The 23,300-nt window shown below is 71.5% G+C and carries 22 protein-coding genes; 13 read left to right on the top strand and 9 right to left on the bottom strand.

Annotated features, from left to right (window positions below):
- Positions 1-128: 128 nt before the first annotated feature.
- Together N8J89_RS30065 and N8J89_RS30070 are read right to left on the bottom strand one after the other, a co-directional pair.
- Positions 129-2,054, bottom strand: coding sequence for a beta-propeller domain-containing protein (locus N8J89_RS30065; protein WP_283660369.1), 1,926 nt, complete (start codon positions 2,052-2,054; stop codon positions 129-131).
- 41 nt (positions 2,055-2,095) lie between these two features.
- The gene (locus N8J89_RS30070; protein WP_283660370.1) at positions 2,096-3,499 is read right to left on the bottom strand and encodes a purine-cytosine permease family protein; all 1,404 of its coding nucleotides are present in this window, start codon (positions 3,497-3,499) and stop codon (positions 2,096-2,098) included.
- A 46-nt stretch (positions 3,500-3,545) separates the two neighbouring features.
- Here N8J89_RS30070 and N8J89_RS30075 point away from each other — a divergent pair, with 46 nt between their 5' ends.
- A complete protein-coding gene (locus N8J89_RS30075) occupies positions 3,546-4,007 on the top strand; it encodes a PPOX class F420-dependent oxidoreductase (protein ID WP_283660371.1) in 462 nt (153 codons plus the stop codon).
- Here N8J89_RS30075 and N8J89_RS30080 read toward each other — a convergent pair whose 3' ends face one another.
- On the bottom strand, positions 4,008-4,286 hold the full coding sequence (locus N8J89_RS30080) for a hypothetical protein (protein WP_283660372.1): 279 nt from the start codon (positions 4,284-4,286) through the stop codon (positions 4,008-4,010).
- Complete coding sequence (locus tag N8J89_RS30085; protein ID WP_283660373.1) at positions 4,283-5,299, bottom strand: LacI family DNA-binding transcriptional regulator; 1,017 nt, start codon at positions 5,297-5,299, stop codon at positions 4,283-4,285. The genes N8J89_RS30080 and N8J89_RS30085 overlap by 4 nt, the downstream gene beginning before the upstream one ends.
- 168 nt (positions 5,300-5,467) lie before the next feature.
- Between N8J89_RS30085 and N8J89_RS30090 the strand changes: the two genes are divergently transcribed.
- The 10 genes from N8J89_RS30090 to N8J89_RS30135 all read left to right on the top strand — a co-directional run bounded on the left by N8J89_RS30090 (position 5,468) and on the right by N8J89_RS30135 (position 16,037).
- Positions 5,468-6,823: an extracellular solute-binding protein gene (locus tag N8J89_RS30090; RefSeq protein WP_283660374.1), complete on the top strand. Its 1,356-nt coding sequence runs from the start codon at positions 5,468-5,470 to the stop codon at positions 6,821-6,823.
- A gap of 35 nt (positions 6,824-6,858) precedes the next feature.
- Complete coding sequence (locus N8J89_RS30095; RefSeq protein ID WP_283660375.1) at positions 6,859-7,731, top strand: carbohydrate ABC transporter permease; 873 nt, start codon at positions 6,859-6,861, stop codon at positions 7,729-7,731.
- Positions 7,728-8,564 carry a carbohydrate ABC transporter permease gene (locus N8J89_RS30100; protein ID WP_283660376.1) on the top strand — a complete coding sequence of 279 codons (837 nt, stop codon included), beginning with the start codon at positions 7,728-7,730 and terminating at the stop codon, positions 8,562-8,564. The genes N8J89_RS30095 and N8J89_RS30100 overlap by 4 nt, the downstream gene beginning before the upstream one ends.
- A 12-nt stretch (positions 8,565-8,576) precedes the next feature.
- Complete coding sequence (locus N8J89_RS30105; RefSeq protein ID WP_283660377.1) at positions 8,577-8,963, top strand: VOC family protein; 387 nt, start codon at positions 8,577-8,579, stop codon at positions 8,961-8,963.
- A 330-nt stretch (positions 8,964-9,293) separates the two neighbouring features.
- On the top strand, positions 9,294-9,791 hold the full coding sequence (locus tag N8J89_RS30110; RefSeq protein WP_283660378.1) for an OsmC family protein: 498 nt from the start codon (positions 9,294-9,296) through the stop codon (positions 9,789-9,791).
- An 18-nt stretch (positions 9,792-9,809) separates the two neighbouring features.
- Positions 9,810-11,078: an aspartate aminotransferase type Ic gene (locus N8J89_RS30115; protein WP_283660379.1), complete on the top strand. Its 1,269-nt coding sequence runs from the start codon at positions 9,810-9,812 to the stop codon at positions 11,076-11,078.
- A 63-nt stretch (positions 11,079-11,141) separates the two neighbouring features.
- Complete coding sequence (locus N8J89_RS30120; RefSeq protein WP_283660380.1) at positions 11,142-11,807, top strand: NAD(P)H-binding protein; 666 nt, start codon at positions 11,142-11,144, stop codon at positions 11,805-11,807.
- A 109-nt stretch (positions 11,808-11,916) separates the two neighbouring features.
- Positions 11,917-13,311 carry a sigma-70 family RNA polymerase sigma factor gene (locus N8J89_RS30125; protein WP_283660381.1) on the top strand — a complete coding sequence of 465 codons (1,395 nt, stop codon included), beginning with the start codon at positions 11,917-11,919 and terminating at the stop codon, positions 13,309-13,311.
- A 2-nt stretch (positions 13,312-13,313) separates the two neighbouring features.
- The gene (locus tag N8J89_RS30130; protein WP_283660382.1) at positions 13,314-13,598 is read left to right on the top strand and encodes a hypothetical protein; all 285 of its coding nucleotides are present in this window, start codon (positions 13,314-13,316) and stop codon (positions 13,596-13,598) included.
- 147 nt (positions 13,599-13,745) lie between these two features.
- Positions 13,746-16,037: a glycosyl hydrolase family 18 protein gene (locus N8J89_RS30135; protein ID WP_283660383.1), complete on the top strand. Its 2,292-nt coding sequence runs from the start codon at positions 13,746-13,748 to the stop codon at positions 16,035-16,037.
- Positions 16,038-16,075: 38 nt separating this feature from the next.
- Here the strand turns inward: N8J89_RS30135 and N8J89_RS30140 are convergent, their stop codons facing one another.
- A complete protein-coding gene (locus N8J89_RS30140) occupies positions 16,076-16,420 on the bottom strand; it encodes a hypothetical protein (RefSeq protein WP_283660384.1) in 345 nt (114 codons plus the stop codon).
- Between the two features lie 229 nt (positions 16,421-16,649).
- Positions 16,650-17,906 carry a glycosyltransferase 87 family protein gene (locus N8J89_RS30145; RefSeq protein WP_283660385.1) on the bottom strand — a complete coding sequence of 419 codons (1,257 nt, stop codon included), beginning with the start codon at positions 17,904-17,906 and terminating at the stop codon, positions 16,650-16,652.
- Positions 17,907-18,167: 261 nt separating this feature from the next.
- Here N8J89_RS30145 and N8J89_RS30150 point away from each other — a divergent pair, with 261 nt between their 5' ends.
- A complete protein-coding gene (locus N8J89_RS30150) occupies positions 18,168-18,752 on the top strand; it encodes a MerR family transcriptional regulator (RefSeq protein ID WP_185007607.1) in 585 nt (194 codons plus the stop codon).
- A gap of 62 nt (positions 18,753-18,814) precedes the next feature.
- On the top strand, positions 18,815-19,471 hold the full coding sequence (locus tag N8J89_RS30155; RefSeq protein ID WP_185007609.1) for an RES family NAD+ phosphorylase: 657 nt from the start codon (positions 18,815-18,817) through the stop codon (positions 19,469-19,471).
- Positions 19,472-19,514: 43 nt separating this feature from the next.
- On the opposite strand, the gene N8J89_RS30160 is transcribed toward N8J89_RS30155, so the two are convergent.
- From N8J89_RS30160 to N8J89_RS30170, 3 genes are read right to left on the bottom strand one after another with little or no spacing between them, the layout of a single operon-like run.
- Positions 19,515-20,039, bottom strand: a complete 525-nt coding sequence (locus N8J89_RS30160) for a GNAT family N-acetyltransferase (protein ID WP_283660386.1) — start codon at positions 20,037-20,039, stop codon at positions 19,515-19,517.
- Positions 20,036-21,298, bottom strand: a complete 1,263-nt coding sequence (locus N8J89_RS30165) for a glycosyltransferase 87 family protein (RefSeq protein WP_283660387.1) — start codon at positions 21,296-21,298, stop codon at positions 20,036-20,038. Before N8J89_RS30165 ends, N8J89_RS30160 begins: the two co-directional genes overlap by 4 nt.
- Before the next feature lie 11 nt (positions 21,299-21,309).
- Positions 21,310-23,256, bottom strand: coding sequence for an alpha/beta hydrolase family protein (locus N8J89_RS30170; protein WP_283660388.1), 1,947 nt, complete (start codon positions 23,254-23,256; stop codon positions 21,310-21,312).
- Positions 23,257-23,300 lie beyond the last annotated feature (44 nt).

Raw genomic sequence — 23,300 nt, forward strand, 5'->3', positions numbered from 1 at the left:
CCACAACGGCCAACACCCCGTACGAGATCGGCCAACACGCCGAGAGGCGACAAACCCTCCCGGCGTGTTGGCCGAAGTTGGACGCAGTGTTGGCCGATCTCGTACGGGGTGTTGGCGGATCGGGGCGGTCAGCTGAAGGGGATCCAGGACTGGTCGGCCAGGGAGTTGAGGTCCTGGCGTTTCACCCCGGCGGCGGACAGGGTCCACAGCGAGCCCGCGGCGACCAGGGAGCGGCGGACCGAGGCGTCCGAGCCCGCCGAGCGGTCCTGCGGGTGCGCCACCTGACCCACCTCGGCCACGGTCCCGCCGCCCAGCCGCAGCACCAGCGCGCCACCGGCCGGGGGCAGCGCACGGTCGCCGCGCGGGGCCGCCCAGCCCCGGCTCACCGGCAGCACCAGCAGGCCGCTCTGCTCCCAGTACAGGAAGGCGTGCGGGTCGAACTCGGCCTCGGAGAACGCGCCCGGCAGGTGGCGCTGGGCGATCCGGCGCGGGTTGGCCCGGTCGGCCACGTCGAACAGCGACACCTGGGTGCCCAGCGTCCGGCCCTGGTCGCTGGCCTCCTGGCCGACCCCGATCAGCCTGCCGTCGCCCGCGCGGTGCAGGTAGGCCGAGTAGCCGGTGATCTTGAGCTCACCCACCGCGCGCGGGCGGCGCGGATCGCTGAGGTCCAGGGTGTACAGCGGGTCGGTCTGCCGGAAGGTGACCACGTAGCCGGTGTCGCCGAAGAAGCGCACCGCGTAGATCCGCTCCCCCTTGCCCAGCCCGTCCACCTTGCCGATCTCGGCGAGCTTGTCGCCCTGCCTGGCCAGCACGGTGACCGCGCTCTGCGAGTCCGGCACCTGGCGCGGCTGCGCGCCGCCGCGGGTCAGCGTGGTGGCGATCCGCAGGTTCCCGTTGTGCTCCGACAGCGAGTACTGGTTGAGCAGCGCGCCCGGCACCTGCCCGGAGGCCAGGTACTTCGGCGGCGCCGCACCCTCCACGCTGAACTGGTGCACCTGGGTGCGCGGCTCCGGCTGCGGCGCGACCTCCGCACCCCCGCGCAGCGGCACCGCGCGCGGCCACTGGTCGTCGGCCACGTAGAGGCTCTTCTCGTTGCCGTACACGGTGTTCCCGTCCGCGGCCACGGTCACCGGATCGCCCTTGCCCAGCGGCTTGTCCAGCGGCAGGGTCAGCACGGTGAGCATGGACCCGCCGCTGAACCTGCCAGGCCGGCTCACCTTCGCGCAGTCCACCAGCTGCCCCGAAGTCTCACCGTCCGAAGTGGACAGTCGGTAGCGCGGCAGCCAGTCGCCGATCGCGGAGTCCCGCACAACGTCCTGGTTGCGCCGCAGCGCCTGCTCGGCGGAGAGCTTGCCGTCCGGGTAGGCGAAGGGCAGCCGCGGCATCGAGCGCACCACCACCCTGGCCACCCCGCCGACCTGACGAGCGTCCACATAGGACCCGTCGACGTCCAGGCTGCCCAGGATCTTCGGCGCGCCGGAGAGGTCCACCAGCACCAGCTTGGCCGACCCGGTCGGCCAGTCCTCCCTTGGCGCCACCCTGGGCTGGGCCAGGCTCACCCCGGAGGTCATCACCAGCGCGCGGTCGCCGTGGGTGAGCAGCTGGGTGGCGGGCCCGTCCGGCAGCTCCAGCGTGCCGGTGACCTTGGCACTGGCCACGTCGATCACCCGCAGCTTGCCGCCGACGATGGAGACCAGGCGTTTCCCGTCGTTCTTCACCAGGTCCGGCTCATCCGCGCCGGCCTCGTGCCGGTTGGTGGTGGAGAAGCCCTGGTCGGCGGACTTCTGGCCGGAGCTCCGGTCCTCGACCGCGCCCGGGGAGCTCAGCTCCACCCCGGTGCGCGCGTCGATGCCCGGCCTGCCCTGCTGGGCGAAGCCGTAGGCGCTGACCACCGCGGAGGCCGCGTCCCGGAACCCGGTCAGCGCGGCCGGGCAGGAGTCGTAGGCGACCAGCCGGACCGCCGCCTCGGACATCAAGGGCGGCGAGGTCTGGGCCAGTGGGCCGGACGCGGAGACCGCACCACCGGCCAGCACCCCGGCCACCACCGTCGTCACGCCGGCGCGCACCCAACCCGTTCTCGCTCTGCCCAGCTGTCTCATGTCCTCTGGACGGAGGACACCCCGGTTCGCGTTGCCTGGCGCCGCGAGAAAACCAGGTACAACCCGGCGGGCACGGCCAGCCCGAGCAGCCAGGCGATGTCCGCCCCGCCCAGCAGCGGGGCCAGGAAACCGGTGAACACGCCCGGCACGTTGGCGAACGGGATCTGCACCAGCACCCCGGCCGCGTATGCCATGAGCGCCGGCACACCCCACCGGCCGTACACACCGTCCGGGTCGTAGATCGCGGCCAGGTCGTAGCGCTCCCGGCGCACCGCGTAGAAGTCGATGAGGTTGATCGCGCTCCACGGGGTGAGGAAGTAGAGCAGGAACTCCAGGAACAGCACGAAGTTCTTCAGGAACTCGCCGCGGCCGAGGATGGCCAGCACCGCGCCGAGCACCGCGATCGCGGCCACGTACCCGATCCGGACGCCCGGTGAGAGCGCCGCGCGCCGGGTGAAGGCGGTGAAGGTGGTGGCCACCGACATGTAGCCGCCGTAGATGTTGAGCACGTTCACGGTGAACTTGCCCAGCGCGATGGACAGCAGCAGCGGCACCACCAGCCCGGCGTGCCCCAGCCCGACCAGGTAGGCGACCTCCTTGCCCTTGAAGGCGTTGCCGGCCACCGCGTAGGCCAGCGCGCCGAAGGACATCGCCCACACCGCGCCGAGCACGGTGCCGCCGTAGGTCCACCAGAACGTGGCCCGCACCGAGGTCGCCGAGGGCAGGTAGCGGGAGGTGTCGGCGACATAGGGCCCGAAGGTCAGCTGCCAGGAGGCGGTGAGGGAGAGCGCCAGCAGGAACTTGCCGAACTCCAGCCGGGGCGCGGCCAGCACCGCGCCCAGGTCCTGGGTGCCGACCAGCCGGATCGACAGGTACACGAACACCACCACCGACAGCGCGGAGGCCAGCCAGCCGAACCGGTGGATCAGCCGGTAGCCGATCACCGCGAACACCCCGGACAGCGCGGCGTAGAGCACGATGCTGACGTCGATCGGCAGTCCGCTGATGCCTGAGATCGCTTGTCCGCCAAGGACGTTGCCGCTGGCGAAGAAGCCCAGGTACATGATCACCACGAGCACCAGCGGCAGCACCGCGCCGTACACGCCGAACTGCGCCCTGCTCTGGATCATCTGCGGCACCCCGAGCTTGGGGCCCTGCGCCGCGTGCAGCGCCATCGGCACCCCGCCCAGGACGTTGCCCAGCGCGATCGCGACCAGCGCCCACAGCGGGTGCAGGCCGCTGAGCAGGGTGAGCGCGCCGGTGACGGCGGCGGTGACCTGCATGTTGGCCGCGAACCACAGCGTGAACAGGCTGCGCGGCCTGCCGTGCCGCTCCGCCTCGGGCACCGGGTCGATGGACCGCCCCTCGATCGCGGCGGCGGCACGCACGCTCTCCGTCATCAACACCTCCGAGGTCTGGACCGGCTCAGAGCCTATGCTCGAACCCGTGCCCCGACCCATCGCCACCAACACCCAGGTGGACCGCGACGCCCTGCTGGAGTTCCTCCGCCCGCGCCACCACGGCCTGCTGATCACCACCAGGGCCGGCGGCGGCCCGCAGGCCAGCCCGGTCTCCTGCGGGGTGGACAGCGAGGGCCGGATCGTGGTCTCGACCTATCCGGACCGGGCCAAGGCCCGCAACGCCCGCCGCGACCCGCGCGGCAGCATCGTGGTGCTCTCCGACGACTGGAACGGCCCGTGGGTGCAGGTCGACGGCACCCTGGAGGTGATCGACCCGCCGGACTCGGTGGAGCCGCTGGTGGAGTACTTCCGCTGCATCTCCGGCGAGCATCCGGACTGGGACGAGTACCGCCAGGCGATGCGCGAACAGGGCAAGTCGCTCGTGCGGCTCACGCCGGAGCGCTGGGGCCCGGTGGCCACCGGCGGTTTCCCGGCACACCTGGCCTGATCACTCGACCCGCTGGTACCCGTACTCCAGCTCCGTGCCCCGGGCGTCGAGCACCTGGTAGTCCATGATCACCTGGTGCGGGTCGCCGTCCTGGTAGATCCACACGGTGAGCTGCTCGCCCGACTCGTCCGCGCCGACGGAGACGGAGAACTGCGCGCCGTCCCTGGCCAGCACGGTCAGCTCCTCGTCCGGGCGCAGCCAGTAGTCCGCCGCGATCGGCTCGATGTAGACGGCCAGCATCCGCTCGCCGTGGTTACGCACCGGCAGTCGCACGCTCATCCGGCGGCCCGCCCGGCCGTGCTCTCCCTGACCTCCAGGGTGAACCCGGCCTGGAACTCCCGTGGCGGCATGTCCGCGCCGTTGATCCGCTCCAGCAGCATGCGCACCGCGACCGTGGCGATCTGCGCCTTGTCCGGGCGGATGGTGGTCAGCGTCGGCGTGCTGAACCGGCCGTCCTCGATGTCGTCCACACCGACCAGCGCCACGTCCTCCGGCACCCGCAGTCCCCTGGCCAGCAGGGTGCGCAGCGCGCCGAGGGCGAGCAGGTCGTTGAAGCAGAACACCGCGTCCGGCGGCTCCGGCCCGTCCAGCAGCGCGGCCATCGCCTGCGCGCCGTCGGGGCGGTGGTAGCGCGGCACCGGCATGACCAGGTCCGGCTCCAGGGGCAGTCCCGCCGTGCCCAGCGCCTGGGCGTAGCCGGCCAGGCGCAGGTTGGAGGTGTCCTGGCCGATCACCGCCCTGGCCCCGATGGCGCCGATCCGGCGGCGGCCCAGGCCGATCAGGTGTTCGGTGGCGGCGCGCGCGGCGGCCACGTTGTCGATCACCACGTGGTCGGCGGCGCCCGGCCCGATCCGCTCGCCCAGCAGCACCACCGGCAGCTCCGCGCCCAGCCGCGCCAGGTCCTCGCCGTCGAGGGCGAGCGGGCTCAGGATCAGGCCGTCCACGGTGCGCGAGCGCAGGCCGGAGGCGATCAGCAGCTCCCGCTCCCGCCGGCCCTCGGTCTGTTCGATCAGCACCGCCCAGGACTGGGCCTCCGCGCTGCTGATGACCGATCTGGCCAGTTCGCTGAAGTAGGGTATGTCCAGTTCCGGCAGGGCGAGTGCGATGATGCCGGAGCGGCCGTAGCGCAGGTGCCGTGCGGTCAGGTTCGGCTGGTAGCCCAGCTCGGTGATGGCCTGCCGCACCTTGGCCCTGGTCTGCTCGCTGACGTGGGCGTAGTCGTTGACGACGTTGGACACCGTCTTCACCGACACGCCGGCGAGCGCGGCGACGTCTTTGAGGCTCACGCCCATGGCTGAGTACTTTACATCGTTGTAAAACGGCAGGGACGCGGGATCGTCACAATTCACGCCCGTTCGGGTCGCATCCCCCGGACGCATCTTTACATCGTTGTTTACAACGCTGTAGAAACCAGGGCGCGACCGAGGGGGATTGGTCGTGCTGGGGGTTCTGGAGGCACCGTGTGGAGACGCAGCCGTGGGGCCGGCCCGCCGGGCAGCAGGGCGGACGGGTTTCTCGGCCGACGGCGGTTCCTCCAGGGGACCGCTGCGCTCGCGCTGGGGCTGGGGACTGCCGGCGCGGGCGCATGCGGTCCGCCCCCGCCCGGCGCCGGGACGCCGCTGAAGTTCTGGAACCTGTTCAACGGCGGTGACGGCGCCCGGATGGTGGAGCTGGTCGAGGCGTTCCGCCAGGCCCGGCCGGGCACGCCGGTGCAGGCCACCACACTGGCCTGGGGCACCCCGTACTACACCAAGCTGGCCATGGCCGCCGCCGGCGGTCGCGCGCCCGATGTCGCGGTGCTGCACCTGTCCCGGCTGGCCGGATACGCCCCGGCCGGACTGCTGGACCCCTTCGACCCCGACCTGCTGGCCGAGTTCGGGCTCACCGCCGCGGCCTTCCCGGCCACGGCGTGGGCCCGCGCCCAGCACCAGGGCCGGGTCTACGCGCTGCCGCTGGACACCCACCCGCTGGTGCTGTTCTACAACACCGAGATCTGCGGCCGGGCCGGCCTGCTCGGCCCGGACGGGCGGCTCAAGCCGATGCGCGGCGAGGAGCAGGTGCTGGACGCCTTCCGCGCGGCGAAGCAGGCCGGGGCGCAGCAGGGACTGGTGATGGCGGTGTCCGCGGACATCAACCCGTGGCGGCTGTTCTGGACGCTGTACCGCCAGCAGGGCGGCGAGCTGTTCGACCCGTCGGCGACCAGGCTGATGCTGGAGGAGGCCAAGGCGCTGCGCGCGCTGCGGTTCCTGCGCGCGCTGACGGTGGAGTCGGGGGTGGCCCGCGGCGATGTGAACAACAACGCCGCGGTGGCCATGTTCGGCAGCGGCCAGGCCGGGTTCTTCTGGAACGGGGAGTGGGAGCTGCCCACCTTCGTCGAACAGGACACTCCGTTCGACGTCATACCCTTCCCGGCGATATATGACACGGCCGGAGTGCACGGCGACTCGCACGCGCTGGTGCTGCCGCACCGCGACGACCGCGACCCGGCCCGCACCAGGGTCGCCCTGGACTTCGCCCGCTTCCTGCTCCAGCACAGCCTGACCTGGGCCAAGGGCGGGCACATCCCCGCCTACCGCCCGGTGGCCGAGAGCACGGCCTACGCCGAGCTGGGCCCGGCGGCCCGGTACGCCTCGGCCGCGGCCGACCTGGAGCTGGACCCGCCGTGCTGGTTCGGCGGGGCCGCCTCGGACCTGCAGAACCGGGCGGGCGCGGTGTTCAGCCAGGTGTGCGCGGGCGGGCTGAGCCCGGAGGCGGCGATCGGGGAGTTCAGCTCGGCCATGCGCGCGCTGCTGGCCACGCCGAGGCCGCAGCTGTGAGCGCGCACCGGCCGGGAGCCGCCGGGAGCTCCCCCGTGCGCGGCCGCCAGTGGTCCGGCTTCTGGTTCGTGGCCCCGTTCCTGCTGCTGTACCTGGCGTTCCTGGTGGTGCCGCTGCTGCTCGGGCTGAAGATGAGCCTCACCAACCAGAGCATCACCGGCGCGGGCTCGGACGCCTGGGTCGGCCTCGATAACTACACCGAACTGCTCGGCGATCCGGCGGTGTGGCGGTCGCTGTGGAACACCCTGGTCTTCACCCTGCTCAGCACCCCGCCGCTGGTGGCCATCGGCCTCGGCCTCGCCCTGCTGACGCACCGGAAACTACCCGCGGCCTGGCTGTTCCGGCTGGCCTTCTTCGCCCCGTACCTGCTGCCGGTCTCGGTGGTGGTGCTGATCTGGACCTGGCTCTACCAACCGGGTTTCGGCCTGATCAACGACACCCTGGCCTGGCTGGGCCTCGGCGAGGTGGGCTGGCTCAGCGACAACGGCGTGCTGATGGTGTCCATTGTGGTCACCACGGTCTGGTGGACGGCAGGCTTCAACTACCTGCTCTACCTGGCCGGGCTGCAGGAGGTCCCGCGCGAGCTGCACGAGGCGGCCGCACTGGACGGGGCGGGCGGCTGGGCGCGGCTGCGCTCGATCACGCTGCCGCTGTTGCGCCGCACGCACGTGCTGGTGCTGGTGTTGCAGATCCTGGCCTCGCTCAAGGTCTTCGACCAGGTCTACCTGCTCACCGGCGGCACCAACCCCGAGGTGCGCAGCATCGTGCAGTACATCTACGAAAGCGGGTTCACCAAGTTCCGGGTGGGCTACGCCGCGGCGATCTCCTACCTGTTCTTCGCGCTGATCGTGCTGCTGGCCGTGGTGCAGTTCCGGATCCTGCGGGCCAGGCAGGAGCGGCTCTCGTGAGCGCCTTCGACCGGGAGCGCCCGGCCGCGCGCACCGCCCGGTTCTCGGTGGCGCTGGCGCTGGCGCTGATGTGGTTGCTGCCCTTGGGCTGGGCGCTGTCCACCGCGCTGCGACCGGAGGCCGACACCACGAAGATCCCGGTGCGCTGGCTGCCCGAACGCCCGACGCTGGAAGCTTTTGAGCGGGTGCTGACCGAGACCGGGCTGCTCGGCTGGTTCGCCAACAGCGTGCTGGTCGGCGTGCTGGTGACCCTGGTGACCGTGCTGCTGGCCAGCATGGCCGCCTACGGCTTCGCGCGCACCGAGTTCCGCGGCCGCCGGGGGTTGCTGTGGCTGGTGGTGGCCGGGATCGTGGTGCCGCCGCAGGTGCTGATCGTGCCGCTGTTCAGCCAGCTGGCCGGGCTCGGCCTGGTGGACACCTACTGGGGTCTGATCCTGCCGCAGATCGTGTTGCCCGCCATGGTGTACGTGCTGAAGAAGTTCTTCGACGGCGTGCCCAGGGAGGTGGAGGAGGCGGCCCTGGTGGACGGCGCGAGCCGGTGGCGGATCTACTGGAGCATCATGCTGCCGCTGGCCCGTCCGGCGCTGGCCGCCGTCGCCATCTTCACCTTCGTCACCACCTGGAACAACTTCCTGTGGCCGTTCATCGTGGCCACCGACCCGGAGATGATGACCATCCCGGTCGGCCTGGCCTCGGTGCAGAGCAGCTACGGCCTGCGCTACGCCCAGGTGATGGCCTCCAGCCTGCTCGGCGGGCTGCCGTTGCTGCTGTTCTTCCTGGTGTTTCAGCGGCAGGTGGTGCGGGGAATCACCAGCGCGGGGATCAAGGGCTGAGGGAGGTCCGGCGTGCACCCGATCAACAGCCGCGTCATCCTGCGGCCGAGGGATCCTCGGCGCAGCACCGAGTTCTACCGGGACACGCTCGGACTGGCCATCGCGCGGGAGTTCCCCGGCGGCACGGTGTTCTTCCTCGGCCAGGGCTACCTGGAGGTCTCCGGGCACGGCGGCGAGGGCGGCGGCGGTGGCTTCGCGCTGTGGTTGCAGGTGCGCGACCTCGCGGCCACGCACCGGGAGCTCGCCGGGCGCGGGGTGGAGATCACCCGCGAGCCGAAGTGCGAGCCGTGGGGCCTGCACGAGATGTGGATCAGCGATCCGGACGGGGTGCGGATCGTGCTGGTGGAGGTGCCGGAAGAGCACCCGATCCGCAAAGACACCCGGCCGCCCGCCGAATGAGAAAAGCGATTCGCGGACACGCTGAATAGCCCCGAACGCCCGAATAACGAACGCGGGTGAATTGGCAGACGCGGTGGCCTGTGACGAGGTCAGGCAGCGGGAGAGCGGCGACAGGCCATGGTCGTCACACGTCGCAGGTCGACGTGGATACGGGATACCAGGGTGGTCACGCTAGCGAGGCTAGCAGCGCTCCGGGGTGACCGGCGGAAAGCGCCCACCATGTGAGAGGAATTCCCCCACCCGGTCGAAGAACATTGTTCCGCACCTTGACCGGGCGTCGTTCGGGTCAGCACGATTCGGTATTCGCTCAATTCCCCCGGGAGTGCCGTCATGTCGTTGACCGATGTTTTCGAGGCCACGCGCAGCGCGGTCGCCGAGGATCCGTACCACGCCGGGGCGGTCTTCGACGCGCACTGCGCGGTGGTCGCCGGGACGGACACCAGGGTGCGGGTGCGCGTCCGCGGCCACGAGCAGACCGCGGACGAGTGCGTGGCCCGCGGCGGCGCGGACGCCGGGCCGAACCCGGTGGAGTACGCGCTGGCCTCGCTGGGCTCCTGTCAGGTCCTCACCTACCAGTTCTGGGCCGCGCGCCTGGGCATCCGGCTCAGCTCGGTGTCGGTGGAGGTGACCGGGGAGCTGGACCGGCGCGGGTTCTTCGGGCTCACCGAGCACACCAGGCCCGGGTTCACCGGCATCACGGTGCGGGTCCGGCTGGACGGGCCGGAGGCCAGGGAGCGCTACGAGCTGCTGCGCCAGGAGGTCGACCGGCACTCCCCGGTGCTGGACCTGTTCCGCGCGGAGACCCCGGTGGGCACCGAGCTGCGCTGAGCGCGGAAAATGCGGGGCATGGAACTGACCAAGCTGGACGCCGGCGAGCTGCCCGCCCCCCTGGCCGATCTGCGCAAGGCCTACGAGGAGCTGAAGGCGCAGAACCTGAAGCTGGACCTCACCAGGGGCAAGCCCGCCGCCGAGCAGCTCGACCTGGCCAACGAGCTGCTCACCTTGCCGGGCAAGGACATCTTCTCCGCCGGGGGCACCGACACCCGCAACTACGGTGGTCTGCTGGGTCTGCCGGAGCTGCGCGAGATCTTCAGCGGCCCGCTGGGCGTGCCGGTGCCGCAGCTGCTGGCGCTGGGCAACTCCAGCCTCGCGGTGATGCACGAGACCATCGTGTTCTCGCTGCTCAAGGGCCCGGTCGACGGTGAGCCGTGGGTGGGTCAGCAGGTCAAGTTCCTCTGCCCGGTGCCCGGTTACGACCGGCACTTCTCGCTGCTGGCGCAGTTCGGCATCGAGCCGGTGCCGGTGCCGATGACCGAGCACGGCCCCGACATGGACGTGGTGGAACGGCTGGTCGCGCAGGACGCCTCGATCAAGGGCATCTGGTGCGTGCCCAAGTACGCCAACCCCACCGGCGCGGTCTACTCCGAGGACACGGTGCGCCGCCTGGCCTCGATGCCGGCCGCGGCCAAGGACTTCCGGCTGTTCTGGGACAACGCCTACGCGCTGCACCACCTCACCGAGGAGTCCATCGAGATCGCCAACGTGCTGGAGCTGGCGACCGAGGCCGGGAACCCCAACCGCCCCTTCATCTTCGCCTCCTCCTCGAAGATCACCTTCGCCGGGGCGGGGGTGGCCTTCTTCGGCGGCTCGCCGGAGAACGTGGCCTGGCTGACCAAGAACCAGAGCTTCGGCACCATCGGCCCGGACAAGGTCAACCAGCTGCGGCACGTGGCCTTCCTCAAGGACACCGACGGCCTGCTGGCGCACATGGTCAAGCAGCGCGAGGTGATCGCGCCGAAGTTCGACATGGTGCTGCACATGCTGGACAAGCGTCTCGGTGGCACCGGGGTGGCGGCCTGGAGCAAGCCCAAGGGCGGCTACTTCATCAGCCTGGACGTGCTCGACGGCACCGCCAAGCGCGTGGTGCAGCTGGCCAAGGAGGCCGGCATCGTGCTGACCCCGGCCGGCGCCACCTTCCCCGGCGGCAACGACCCGCGGGACCGCAACATCCGGCTGGCGCCGACCTTCCCGGAGATCCGCGAGGTCGCGCTGGCCATGGAGGGCGTGGTGACCTGCGTGCTGCTGGCCGCGGTGGAGAAGCTCAGCGGCAACTGATCCCCCGGCTCCCGCCCCGGTCGCGTCCGGCGCACCGGGGCGGGCCGGATTAGCCTTGGCCGCATGCGCGTCGTCATCGCCGGAGGCCACGGCCAGATCGCCCTCAAGCTCGAAGCCCTGCTCGCCGCCAGGGGCGACAGCGTGGCCGGGCTCATCCGCAACCCCGAGCACGCCGCCGACCTGCGCGCCGTGGGCGCCGAACCGGTGGAGCTGGACCTGGAGTCGGCCACCGTGGAGCAGGTGGTGGCCTGCCTGGCCGGGGCGGACGCGGTGGTCTTCGCCGCGGGCGCGGGCGGCAAGAAGTCGGCCGACGGCAGTGACCGCAAGCAGAACGTGGACCTCGGCGCGGCCGCGCTGCTGGCCGAGGCGGCCGAGCGGGCCGGGGTGCGCCGCTACCTGATGATCTCCTCCTACGGCGCGGACACCGACCCCCAGGGCGACTACCCGGCCAGCTTCGCCGACTACCTGCGGGCCAAGGGCGCGGCCGATGAGGACCTGCGCCGCCGGGACCTGGACTGGACCGTCCTGCGCCCGGTCACCCTGACCAACGAGGAGCCGACCGGCCGGGTCACCCTGGCGGCGAAGGTCGAGCCCACCCAGGTCACCAGGGCCGATGTGGCCGCGGTGCTGCTCGCCCTGCTGGACACCCCCGCCGCCGCCGGCCTGACCGTCGAGCTCACCGCTGGCGACACCCCGGTCCAGGAGGCGGTGGCCAAGATCGCCGGGTAGCCCGCGCTCCGGCATGACTTAGCTCGCAGTCCCCCGGGTTCGCGTCATGAACCCGGGGGAACGGGGTCCCCCACTCAGGCGGACCCTGCCCCCGTTCGGAGGACGAGCAATGTCGGAGACACCCCCAGGAGCCGAGGTGCCCAGCGACGCTGAGCTGATCACCATGGTCAGGGCCGGTGTCACCGACGGTTACGGCGAGCTGTACCGGCGGCACGTCGGCTCCGCGACCGCCTTCGCCCGCCAGCTGGCCAGCGCCGCCAGCGAGGTGGACGACCTGGTCGCCGAGGCGTTCACCAAGGTCCTGGACGCGCTGCGGGCGGGCAAGGGCCCAGAGCTGGCGTTCCGCTCCTACCTGCTGACCACCCTGCGCAACATCGCCTACGAACGGCACCGGCGGGCCAAGCCGGTCACCCTCAGCGACGACCTGGGCGAGGTCCCGGACCAGGTGGAGACCCAGGCCAGCGTGTTCGAGGACATCGAGCGCTCCCTGGCCGCCAAGGCCTTCCAGCGGCTGCCGGAACGCTGGCAGGCGGTGCTCTGGTACACCGAGATCGAAGGCCACAACCCCGCCGAGGTCGCCCCCCTGCTCGGCCTCAACCCCAACGGCGTCTCCGCACTGGCCTACCGCGCCCGCGAGGGCCTGCGCCAGGCATACCTGCAGGTCCACCTGGCCGACACGGACAACGGCCGCTGCCGCGCCACGGTCGAGCGGCTGGGCGCGTGGACCCGGAGCCGGTTGTCCAAGCGCGAGGCGGCGCAGGTGGAGACGCACCTGGACACCTGCGAGCAGTGCCGGGCACTGGCGGCGGAACTGGTGGACCTCAACGGCGCGCTGCGAGCGGCGGCGGGACCGTTGGTGCTGGGAGTCGGGGCGGCCGGGTACCTGGCGGCCGCGGCGAGCGACAGCGGACTCGGCGGTGCGGCTGGCGCGGCGGGTGCGAGCGGCGGCGCGGCTGGCGCGGGCGGAGCGGGCAGTGCTGGCGACAACGGAATCGCGGGCGGCGGGGGTGCTGGCGGTTCGGGCGGCGGTGCTGGCGGTGGCGCGGGCGGTGCCGGCGGCTCGCTGGGCCAGTCCTTCTCCGCGCTGGTGGCGGTCGCGGCCGGGGTGGGCGCGGTGAGCATCGCGCTGGCCGCCCAGCCCTCCGAAGCCGCCCAGCCCCGGGTCCAAACCCCACCGGCGGCCCTCCCGACCTCACCAAGCCCGGCCCCCTCCACCCAGCCGACCACCCCATCGACCCCACCCCCGCCCACTCCCCCGTCCACCACCACCCCGCCCACCCCAACCCCGCCCACCACAACCCCCACCCCTCACCCACCACCCCGCTCCCGCCCCGGACGCCGACCAGCGCCCCGACCACCACCCCCACCACAACCACCTCGCCTCCTCCGACCACCACCACGCCTCCGCCGACCACCACTCCCCCGCCGCCGGCCCAGGCCCGGCTGGTCGCCAGCGCCGAGTCCAGCCGGACGCATCCCGGCGGCACCGCTCGCTACTGGCTGACCGTGCGCAACCTCGGCACCGCCGCCTCCGAGCCGGTGCGGGTCCGGTTGTCCCTGCCCGAGTGGGTCATCGCGCGGGGCGGCAATGGCACCCGGTGCGCGCAGCAGGGCCGGGTGGCCGAGTGCTCGGTCAGCGGAGCGCTCGCCCCGGGCGCCCAGGTGACGGTCCGGATCTCCTTGCACGTCAGCGTGTTCAGCCCCGGGGGCGAGGTGTCCGGGACGGTGTCGGCCGGGGACGTGCGCGCGCCGGTGGCCCCGGTGCGGGTGGGTAGCCGGTTCGGCTCCTGAGCCGGACCCAAATGGTCTAGACCCATTGACGTCCGTGGCCGGTCGTCCTAACTTCGGTGCAACGTCGGGGAACTCCGATCCGCCGCTGGTTCTTCAGTTCCGCCGCGCGCTCCGCCGAGCGCGCGCGAATCCCTGTGAGGGAGAACCATGTCCAGGATCAGCTCCGCCCTCGCCAGGAGCCGCCGGGCGCTCGCCGCCGGCACGGCCCTGTTGCTCCTTCCCCTGCTCGGACTCACCGCCCTCGCCCCCGCGGCCAGCGCCGCCGCCGGGCTCACCGCCAGCTACTCCGGCGCGGACCGGCAGGGCAAGTACGTCATCAGCAACCCCACCGCCGCGGCGATCACCGGCTGGAAGATCGAGTTCGACCTGCCGGCCGGCACCACGGTGAGCAACACCTGGTACGGCAAGACCACGGTGTCCGGCAACCGGGTCACCATCGACCACGAGCACTACAACGCCAGGGTCAACCCGGGCGCGACCACCGAGCCGTACAGCCCGACCTTCCAGCTCACCGGGACCGGCGTGCCCGCGAACTGCCGGATCAACGGCAACAAGTGCGACGGCGCGGCCGACCGCGGCCCGGAGGCCCCGACCGGCCTGCGAAGCATCGGCAAGACCACCAAGACCGTCACCCTGGCCTGGACCGCGGCCGTGGCCGGTGACTTCCCGGTCGCGGGCTACGAGATCACCGGCGGCGCCGGCGTGGTCTCGGTGACCGGGACCTCCGGCACGGTGACCGGCCTGACCCCGAACACCGACTACACCTTCACCGTCAAGGCCCGCGACACCAGGGGCAACCTCTCCCCGGCCAGCGCGGCGGTCACCGTGCGCACCAACAACCCCGGCGACGACACCCAGCCGCCGACCGTGCCCGGCAACCTGCGCAGCACCGGCAAGACCTCCACCAGCGTCGCGCTGGCCTGGAACGCCTCCACCGACAACTCGGGTATCGCGAACTACGATATATATCGCGATGGTGTATATGCCGCGACCGTGACCGGCACATCGTCCACTGTGGAGGGTCTGTCGCCGAGCACCGCCTACCGGTTCACCGTGCGGGCGAGGGACAACTACGACAACCAGTCCGCGCTGAGCAACGAGGTCGCGGTGACCACCGACGACCTGGTCGGTCCCGGCAAACACGCCAGGGTCGGCTACTTCGTGCAGTGGGGCATCTACGGCCGCCAGTTCTTCGTGCGCAACCTGGACACCAGCGGCGCCGCGGCCAAGCTGACCCACATCAACTACGCCTTCGCCAACATCGACCCGGTCAACCTGACCTGTCTGCAGGGCGTCACCAAGGGCACCAGCGCCGACCCGCAGGACCCGAACCAGGGTGACGGGGCAGGCGACGCCGAGGCCGACTACAGCCGTCCGTTCGCCGCCGGGCAGTCGGTGGACGGGGTGGCCGACACCGGCTGGGAACCGTTGCGCGGCAACTACAACCAGCTCCGCAAGCTCAAGGCCAAGCACCCGCACCTGAAGGTGTTGATCTCACTCGGCGGCTGGACCTACTCGAAGTACTTCTCCGACGTGGCCGCCACCGACGCGGCCCGCAAGAAGTTCGTCAGCAGCTGCCTCGACATCTACATCAAGGGCAACCTGCCCACCTACAACGGCGCGGGCGGCGCGGGCTCGGCCGCCGGCATCTTCGACGGCATCGACCTGGACTGGGAGTGGCCGGGCGCCGAAGGGCACGCGGGCAACCACATCAGCCCCAACGACAAGCGCAACAACACCCTGCTGGTGGCGGAGTTCCGGCGGCAGCTGGACGCGCTGGGCCAGCAGAACAAGAAGCAGTACCAGCTGACCGCCTTCACCCCCGCCGACCCGGCCAAGGTCGACGCGGGCTGGGAGATCTCCGGACCCGACCACGTCTTCAAGTACCTCGACATGGCCAACGTCCAGGGCTACGACTTCCACGGCGCCGGCAGCGACAACTCCTGGGAGCCCAAGCGAACCGGCCACCAGGGCAACCTGTACACCGACACCGAGGACCCGTACAACGTCCACTTCAGCGTGGAGAACGCGGTCAACCACTACCTCAAGGCCGGGGTGAACCCGCGCAAGCTCACCATCGGCTTCGCCTACTACGGCCGCGGCTGGCAGCAGGTCACCGACGGTGGCAAGAAGGGCGAGTGGCAGGCCGCGAACGGGGCCGCGCCAGGCCAGTTCGCCGAGGAGGCGGGCACACGTGGTTACAGCAACCTGCTCGCCAGCGTGCCGGGCATGACGATCCACCACGACGAGCAGTCGGTGTCCACCTACGGCTACACCGGCAACAACGGCCAGTGGTGGAGTTTCGACGACGCCTGGTCGATCGGCAAGAAGACGGCCTGGCTGAAGAGCAAGAACCTGTTGGGCGCGATGGTGTGGGAGATGTCCGGGGACACCGGGAACGGCTCACTCACCACGGCGCTGGACAACGGGCTGCGCTGAGCACGCGGGTGGGGCGGGCTCCGGCTCGCCCCACCGGCTCAGCCGAAACCCTCAAGCGCGGGCAAGGTTTCCACCAGTCTGAGGAACTCGGCGACGGCCTTACGCTGCCACGCGTTCTGGGCGGTCTCACCCAGCTCCTGTGCCATCTTGACGACCAACGGCCGATCTCCGTGCGAGTACTGCCACCACGTCCGCAACGCCGGTATCCGCATGTGGAAGTCCGGCTCGTCGCCTTCAGTCGTGGCGATTTCCTTCAGGTAGCGAGCTGCTGCACCCAAGTCGATGTCCCCCAGTCTGAGCAGCTCCTCTGCGGCGAAGATTCGTTGGCTGGTCGACCAGTGGTCGTCCTCGATCCGTTGCTGGAGCACGGCCGCGGCCTCCACCCGGAACCGGCCCCCAGCTCCGCCAGTTCCGCAGCCGCAAACGCGGAAAGGTCATCCCGGCCAGTCAGCAGCAACCGCAGCACCGGCCCTGCGTGCCGATCAGCCCAAACGCACGGATCAGCGCCTCGTACAGGTAGGCGACGATCCGCCGCGCCCGCTCCTCCAGCACTAGGGAACCGACCCAGGCGAGCTGGGTCGTCCGCCCGCTACTCCCGCGAAACCGGGAGAACTACGCCGCCCGCGCCGGGTCCGCCTGGATCGGCGGGGGTTCGGCGGAGCTGGTCAGCCGCAGCGCGTACACGCAGCTCACCACGATGAACACCAGCGCCACCAGCACGTAGCTGTTGCCGAGCAGGTTCTGCCCGAGCGTCCACTTCAGCTCCTGGTCCTCGCCCTTGGGCAGGTACTGGTGCGGCCCGAAGCCGAAGATCAGCGCCAGCGGCAGGCCGATGGCCACAAGGCGGACCCTGGCGGCCGCGGTCTGGGCGATCTTGACCGCCAGCAGCACGACCACCGGGCCGATCCACACCCAGTGGTGCGACCAGGACACCGGCGAGGCCAGCAGCCCCGCGGTGGCCACCACCAGCAGCGCGTGCAGGTCGTGGCCGGCGGCGCGCAGCCGGTGGACGGCCAGTGCGGCCACCGCGGCGATCGCCAGCGCGAGGACCAGCCACAGCACCGAGGAGTCCATGCCGATGCGGGAGATCACGCCGCGCACGGACTGGTTGTTGGCGTAGACCGGCGAGCCGATGCGGCCCGGGTCGATCAGCGTGTGGAACCAGTACTGCACCGAGTTGCCCGGCGAGAGCAGGAAGCCGAGGGCGCCGAAGCCGAGGAAGGAGCCGACCGCGACGAACATCGGCCGCCACTGGAGCTTGACCAGGAAGTACAACAGGAAGGCCAGCGGGGTGAGCTTGATCGCGGCGGCCAGGCCGATCATCATGCCGCGCGGCCACGGGGTCTTCTTCAGCAGGCAGTCGGCCGCGATCATCACCATCAGGATCAGGTTGACCTGGCCGAACATCAGCGTCTCGCGGATGGGCTCCAGGACCACGCAGGCCAGGCCGATCACCGAGGCGACGTACCACGCGGCGCGGCGCTCCAGGCCCAGCCGCCTGCCCACCATCGCGCCGGTGCCGAACAGGGCCAGCAGGCTGAGCACCGCGAACAGCACCGCGCTCACCCAGAACGGCAGCAGGCCCACCGGCGCGAACAGCACCGCGGCCAGCGGCGGGTAGGTGAAGGGCAGCGGGAAGTCCAGGTGGAACGGGCGCGGGAAGCTCGGTTCGTACAGGCTCAGCCCGTTCAGCCAGGTCAGCCCACCTGCGCGGTAGACCTGCAGGTCGAGGTAGTAGAACGGCTTGCCGATGTTGAACAGCGTGATGAGACCGAACCCCGCGGCCAGCATCAGGGCGACCGCGGCTGGCAGACGCCAGGCGGGCGCGGCGTTCGACGCTGAAATGTTGACCTTGGAGATGTCCCTCACCCCGAACTTCTGGCGGCGCTGCTACTCCGGGCGAGGGTACCCAACACCGGTTTCACACCCGCGTCATGGTCGCCGTGCTGGCTCGTCACGTAGTTGTGACCGCGGCAACACCACAGGTCATGGGACCCTGACAAGATGTGTGACTTTCCCACGAGGTGCCGTGCACGGGCCGTAATCCACCCACTCACGGTTGGCCTAGGAAACTAGTTCTCCTCAGCGACGAAAGCGCACGTTTGCGCACACATGAGCTACTCTGTGCGCATGAGCATTGCGTTGGAGGATGTCTTGGCCAGAGCCGGACTGCGGGTCACCGCCACCGAGTTCCTGTCCCTGGTGGAGGACGCCGCACGCAAGCTGGCACCGCCGCACCCGGACCCCGGGGCGTACTTCTCCGCTGATCAGCGCGCCGCGCTGGCCGCGGTCGGAGTCGACCTGAGCCCGAGGGCCGACGGTGAGCGGGACCCCAGGGCGAAGGCGGTGGCCTCCCAGGCGGTGCTGCGCGACTCCGCCATGACCGTGGCCGAAGCGGCCGAACGGGTGGGCGTGGACACCAGCCGGATCCGGCACCGGGTGAGCGCCGGTCGGCTCACCGGGTGGAAGGACCGCGGCGGCTGGCGGCTGCCCGCCTGGCAGTTCACCGACAGCGGGGTGCTGCCCGGTCTGGGTATGGTGCTGGCGAAGGTGCCTGCCGACCAGCCCCAGATGGTGGTCGCGGCGTTCATGACGACCCCCCAGGAGGACCTGCTGCTCGGCGACCGGCCGACCTCCCCCCGCGACTGGCTGCTTGCCGGTGGTGACCCGCGCCGGGTCGCGACGCTGGCCTCGACGCTGGGGACGCCGGCCTGATGGTCCACTGAGACCACCTAGGTAAGCGACTTCACGCGAGACCAGCGAACAGGACACACGACTTGGCCCGGCTTCCTCCGCCGCCGACTCCGGCTGCGCTGCAAGCGTTGCTGCGCCGAACCGAGGACGTCGTCGCCGTACACCGCGCGACCCGTCTGGTGCGCATCTTCGCCGCGGGCGGCACCCACCCACAGCGGTGGAACTCCTTCCGGTACGCCGGACCGCTCCCGCACGCCCGGTTCGACCCGCATCCGGCCACCCTGGACGGCCGCCCGATCGAGACCCACGAGCACGGCGTGCTCTACTTCGGTCTCTCGGTGCGCACCAGCGTCGCCGAGGTCTACCAGGCCACCTCCACGGTGGACCGGCGCACCCGCAGCCCGCACCTGGTGGTGCTGCGTCCGCGCCGCACGCTGCGCCTGCTGGACCTCTCCGGTCTCTGGCCCACCAGGGCAGGCGCCTCGCAGTCGATCAGCACCGGCCCCAAGGACCGCACCCAGGCCTGGGCCAGGGCGATCCGCGCGGCCTACCCGGAGCTGGACGGGCTCTGGTACCGCTCCTCGATGGACACCGGCAACCCGGCGATCTGCCTGTGGGACCCGCCGGGCATGAGCGCGCTGCCGATCGCGCCGGACGTGCTGCTGCCGCTGGACCACCCGGGCCTGGACCTGCCGCTGGCCCGGATCTGCGAGGAGCTCAACTACACCCTGCTCGGCTGAGGAAAGGGCCCCGGCGGGGAGGCCGGGGCCATCGGGCTGGGAGTCAGGCGGTCCGGGGCAGGTAGCTCGGCAACCGGAGCCGGTAGCGGCAGGTGGGGATCTCCTGCTCCTGGAGGCAGTCGGCGCGGACCGCGCCGTCGGGGCGCCAGCCGTGCGCCCGGTAGAAGTTGCGGGCCAGCATGTTGGCCTGGAACACCCACAGCTCGGCGTGGGTGTGGCCGAGCGCGGCGAGGTGCCGCAGCCCGGCGTGGTGCACCGCGCGGCCCGCGCCGGTGCCCCACAGTTTCGGGTCGCCGTAGTGGGCGACCAGCTCTCCCGTCCCGTCCTGGTTCTCCCGGACCGCGCAGTACGCGCCGATCCGGCCGGTCCGGTCCTCGGCGACGAACACCGTGTCCGCTCCCGGCCTGCTCAGCCAGGTCTCCCAGCCGGGGGCCCGGCGCTGCGAGCTCATCTGGTCGAGCAGCTCGTCAGCGACGATGCCTCGATAGGCGTACTGCCAGCTCAGCACGTTGATACGGGCGATCTCCGCCGCATCCGCCGGTTCTGCCTGGCGCACCGTCCATGTCATGACAAGAGCCTGCGGGACGGCACCGGCTCCAGGCCAGGGATTTTCCCGCTCTCGCGCCGCAAGTGCACGGTGACCAGCACCAACGCGCCCACGAAGATCAGCACGAACACGTTGCGGGTGAGCACCTGCAACGGACCGGAGTCCCAGGAGAACAGGCCCTTGCCCGGTTCCTGGGAGGACCCGAACGGCGTCCACTGGGTGAACCAGCAGAAGGCCAGCAGGTACCCGCCGGCCAGCAGCGGCAGGCCGAGGGCGCGCTGTCCGGTCAGCACCAGGTCGAGCGCGAAGACCAGCAGCGGCAGGAACCACACCCAGTGGTGCTCCCAGGAGAACGGGGACACCGCGCAGCCGGTCAGCCCGACCACCGTCCAGCTCAGCAGCACCTCCCCGCGCCGGTGCGCCCGCCAGGCGACCGCGAACCCGGCGATCCCGGCCAGTCCGGCCACCAGCAGCCAGGGCCAGCTCGCCGGCTGGTTGGTGCCCGCGAAACGGGCCAGCATGCCGGCCAGGGACTGGTTGCTGCTGGAGGCCAGGTCACCGATCCGGTTGGCGTTGAAGAAGGTGCTCGTCCAGTACTGCCAGGCGTCGGAGGGCACCACCAGGAAGCCGAGCGCGACCGTGCCGAGGAAGGTCAGCACCGCAGTGCCCGCGGCCCGGAACCGGCCGGTGACCAGCAGGAAGGCGATGAAGATCACCGGGGTGAGCTTGAACCCGGCGGCCAGCCCGATGCCGGCGCCCTGCCAGCGGGAGCCCGCGCGCACCGAGCGGGCGTCCCAGAGCACCAGCAGCATCAGCAGCAGGTTGACCTGGCCCAGCGCCACGGTCAGCCACACCGGCTCCAGCCACAGCGCGAACCCGGCCACCAGCACCGAGACCAGCCACGCGGTCCGGTCGGCCCGGTAGCCCAGCAGCAGCCAGCACTGCCGCACCACCAGGACCAGCAGCGCGAAGTGCGCGAGCAGGGTGAGCACCACCAGCGGGATGATCGGCAGCACGGTCAACGGCACGAACACCAGCGCCGAGATCGGCGGGTAGGTGAACAGGTTCTGGTAGGTCACCGGCCCCTGGTAGAGCGCCCGGCCCTCCCAGACAGCCAGGCCGCCGGCGCGGTAGATGTTCATGTCCACCCCGACCGGCGCGGCCTTGGGCCAGAGCAGGAACATCGCCCCGTGCAGCAGCACCGCGCCGATCAGGGCGAGGACGGCCCAGCGGCCCAGGTGCGGGATCCGGCCGATCGAGCGTTCGGACAAGCTGGTCACGGCGGTTCACCCTAGAGGAGGTGCCGGGACCACCATTCCAGCACCGCGTCGAAGCGCTGCACCCGGTGCTTCGGCCGCCCGCTCCTGGTCAGCTCGTGCCCCTCGCCGGGGAAGAGCAGCAGTTCCGAGGGCGTGCCGTTGCGTTGCAGGGCCACGAACATCCGCTGGGCCTGCTCCACCGGGCAGCGCCAGTCCTGTTCGGAGTGCGCGATCAGGAACGGGATGGTGATCTTGTCCGCGTGCGTGAGCGGGCTCTGCCTGCGCCGGGTCTCCTCGTCCTTGCCGTAGGCCTCGGCGAACCACCAGCCGATGTCGGAGGAGCCGACGAAGGAGTCCCAGGCGTTGAGCGCGCGCTCGCTCCAGGCCGCGCGGAAGCGCTCGCCGTGGTGCGCGGCCAGCCAGCCGGTCATGAAGCCGCCGTAGGAGCCGCCCATCACGCCCACCCGGTCCGCGTCCAGCTCCGGGGACTCCAGGGCCGCGTCCAGCAGCGCGAGCAGGTCACCGGTGTCCTCGGCCACGCCGAGACCGGTGCCGGCCACCACCGCCCCGTGCGCCTCGCCGTAGCTGGCCGAGCCGCGCGGGTTGCCCAGCACCACCGCGTACCCGGCGCCGGCGTAGACCTGGGCCTCGTCGAAGAAGCCCCAGCTGTAGAAGCGGAACGGACCGCCGTGGATGGACAGCAGCACCGGGTGCGGACCCTCGCCCTCGGGCAGCATGACCCAGCCGTGCACCGGGTAGCCGTCCGGCGCGGTGGTCTCGACCTCCCGCCAGCCGCGCAGACCCTTGGCCCGCAGGTCGGCGTTGAAGTCGGTCAGTGTCACCGGGTTCTCGCCCAGCAGCACCACCTCGCCGGGGTTGTCCACAGTGGACACCACCGCGACGGCGCGCCCGCCGTGCGCGGTGAAGCCGAGCACCGCGGCCCGCTCGCCGGCCAGCAGCGGCAGCTCGGCCAGCGGCGCCTCCTTGGCGCCCGAGGGCACTAGGCGGACCTGCACCGCGCCCCGGTGCGCCACCGCGACCAGCACGCCACCCTCGACCACCACGGGCGGACCGGGCGCCCGCTCAACCGCGACCGACTCCGCCTCGGTCAACCGTAGCGGATGCTCCGGTTCGCCGTCCAGTCGCAGCGGGGCCGACCACAGGCCGGGGTTGACCGCGACCCAGCGGCCCGGCCGGAAGTGCTCGCCGAGGAAGTACACGGTGTCCCCGTCGGCCACCGGGTACTCCGCGGAGCCCTCGGTGCGCACCACCAGCACCGGCTCGCCACCGGCCACCGGGACCGCGTAGACGTCGGTGTGGAAGGTGGGCCCCTCCGCGCCGAGCGCGCGGTGGGCGGTGAACAGCACGTGCCGCCCGTCCGGGGTGAAGCTGACGTCGGCGGCGTCCACGGTCAGCTCGGTGAGCCGCCGCGGCGGCGTGGTCGCGCCGTCGGGTCCCGGCAGGCCGACCACGTGCACCTGGGCCGGGCGGTCGCCGAGGAAGCCGATGCCGTCGAAGCGGTAGGTCAGACCGGTGATCCGGCGCGGCGGCTCGGCCTCGGGCCCGACGCCCTTGGCGGTGCCGTAGCGGCCCGGCTCGGGCACCCTGGCGGTGAAGGCCAGCGAGCCGGAGTCCGGCGCCCAGGCGGGCACACCGGCGCCCAGCGGCAGCTCGGTGAGCCGCACCGGCTCGCCACCGGCGGTGGGCATGACGTAGAGCTGCGGCCTGGCCTCGGTGCCGGAGTCACCGGCCACCCGCAGGAAGGCCAGCCAGGCGCCGTCCGGGGAGATCCTCGGCTGGGTGTCGGCGAGCCCGGTGCTGATCCGCCTCGGCGTGCCACCGGCCAGCGGCACCCGCCACAGCCCGCCCCGGTAGGCGTCGGCGGCGACGTCGGCACTGGAGACCGCCACCACCAGGTGGTCGCCGTGCAGGGCGGGGATACCGGGAACTCGCAGAAAAGGAAGATCCTCCGGGCGCATGCGGGCCAAGCTACCCGCCCGGAGGACCTTCCCACGAGCCTTTC

This window comes from Crossiella sp. CA-258035 (assembly GCF_030064675.1).
In the GTDB taxonomy this organism is placed as follows: Bacteria; Actinomycetota; Actinomycetes; order Mycobacteriales; family Pseudonocardiaceae; genus Crossiella.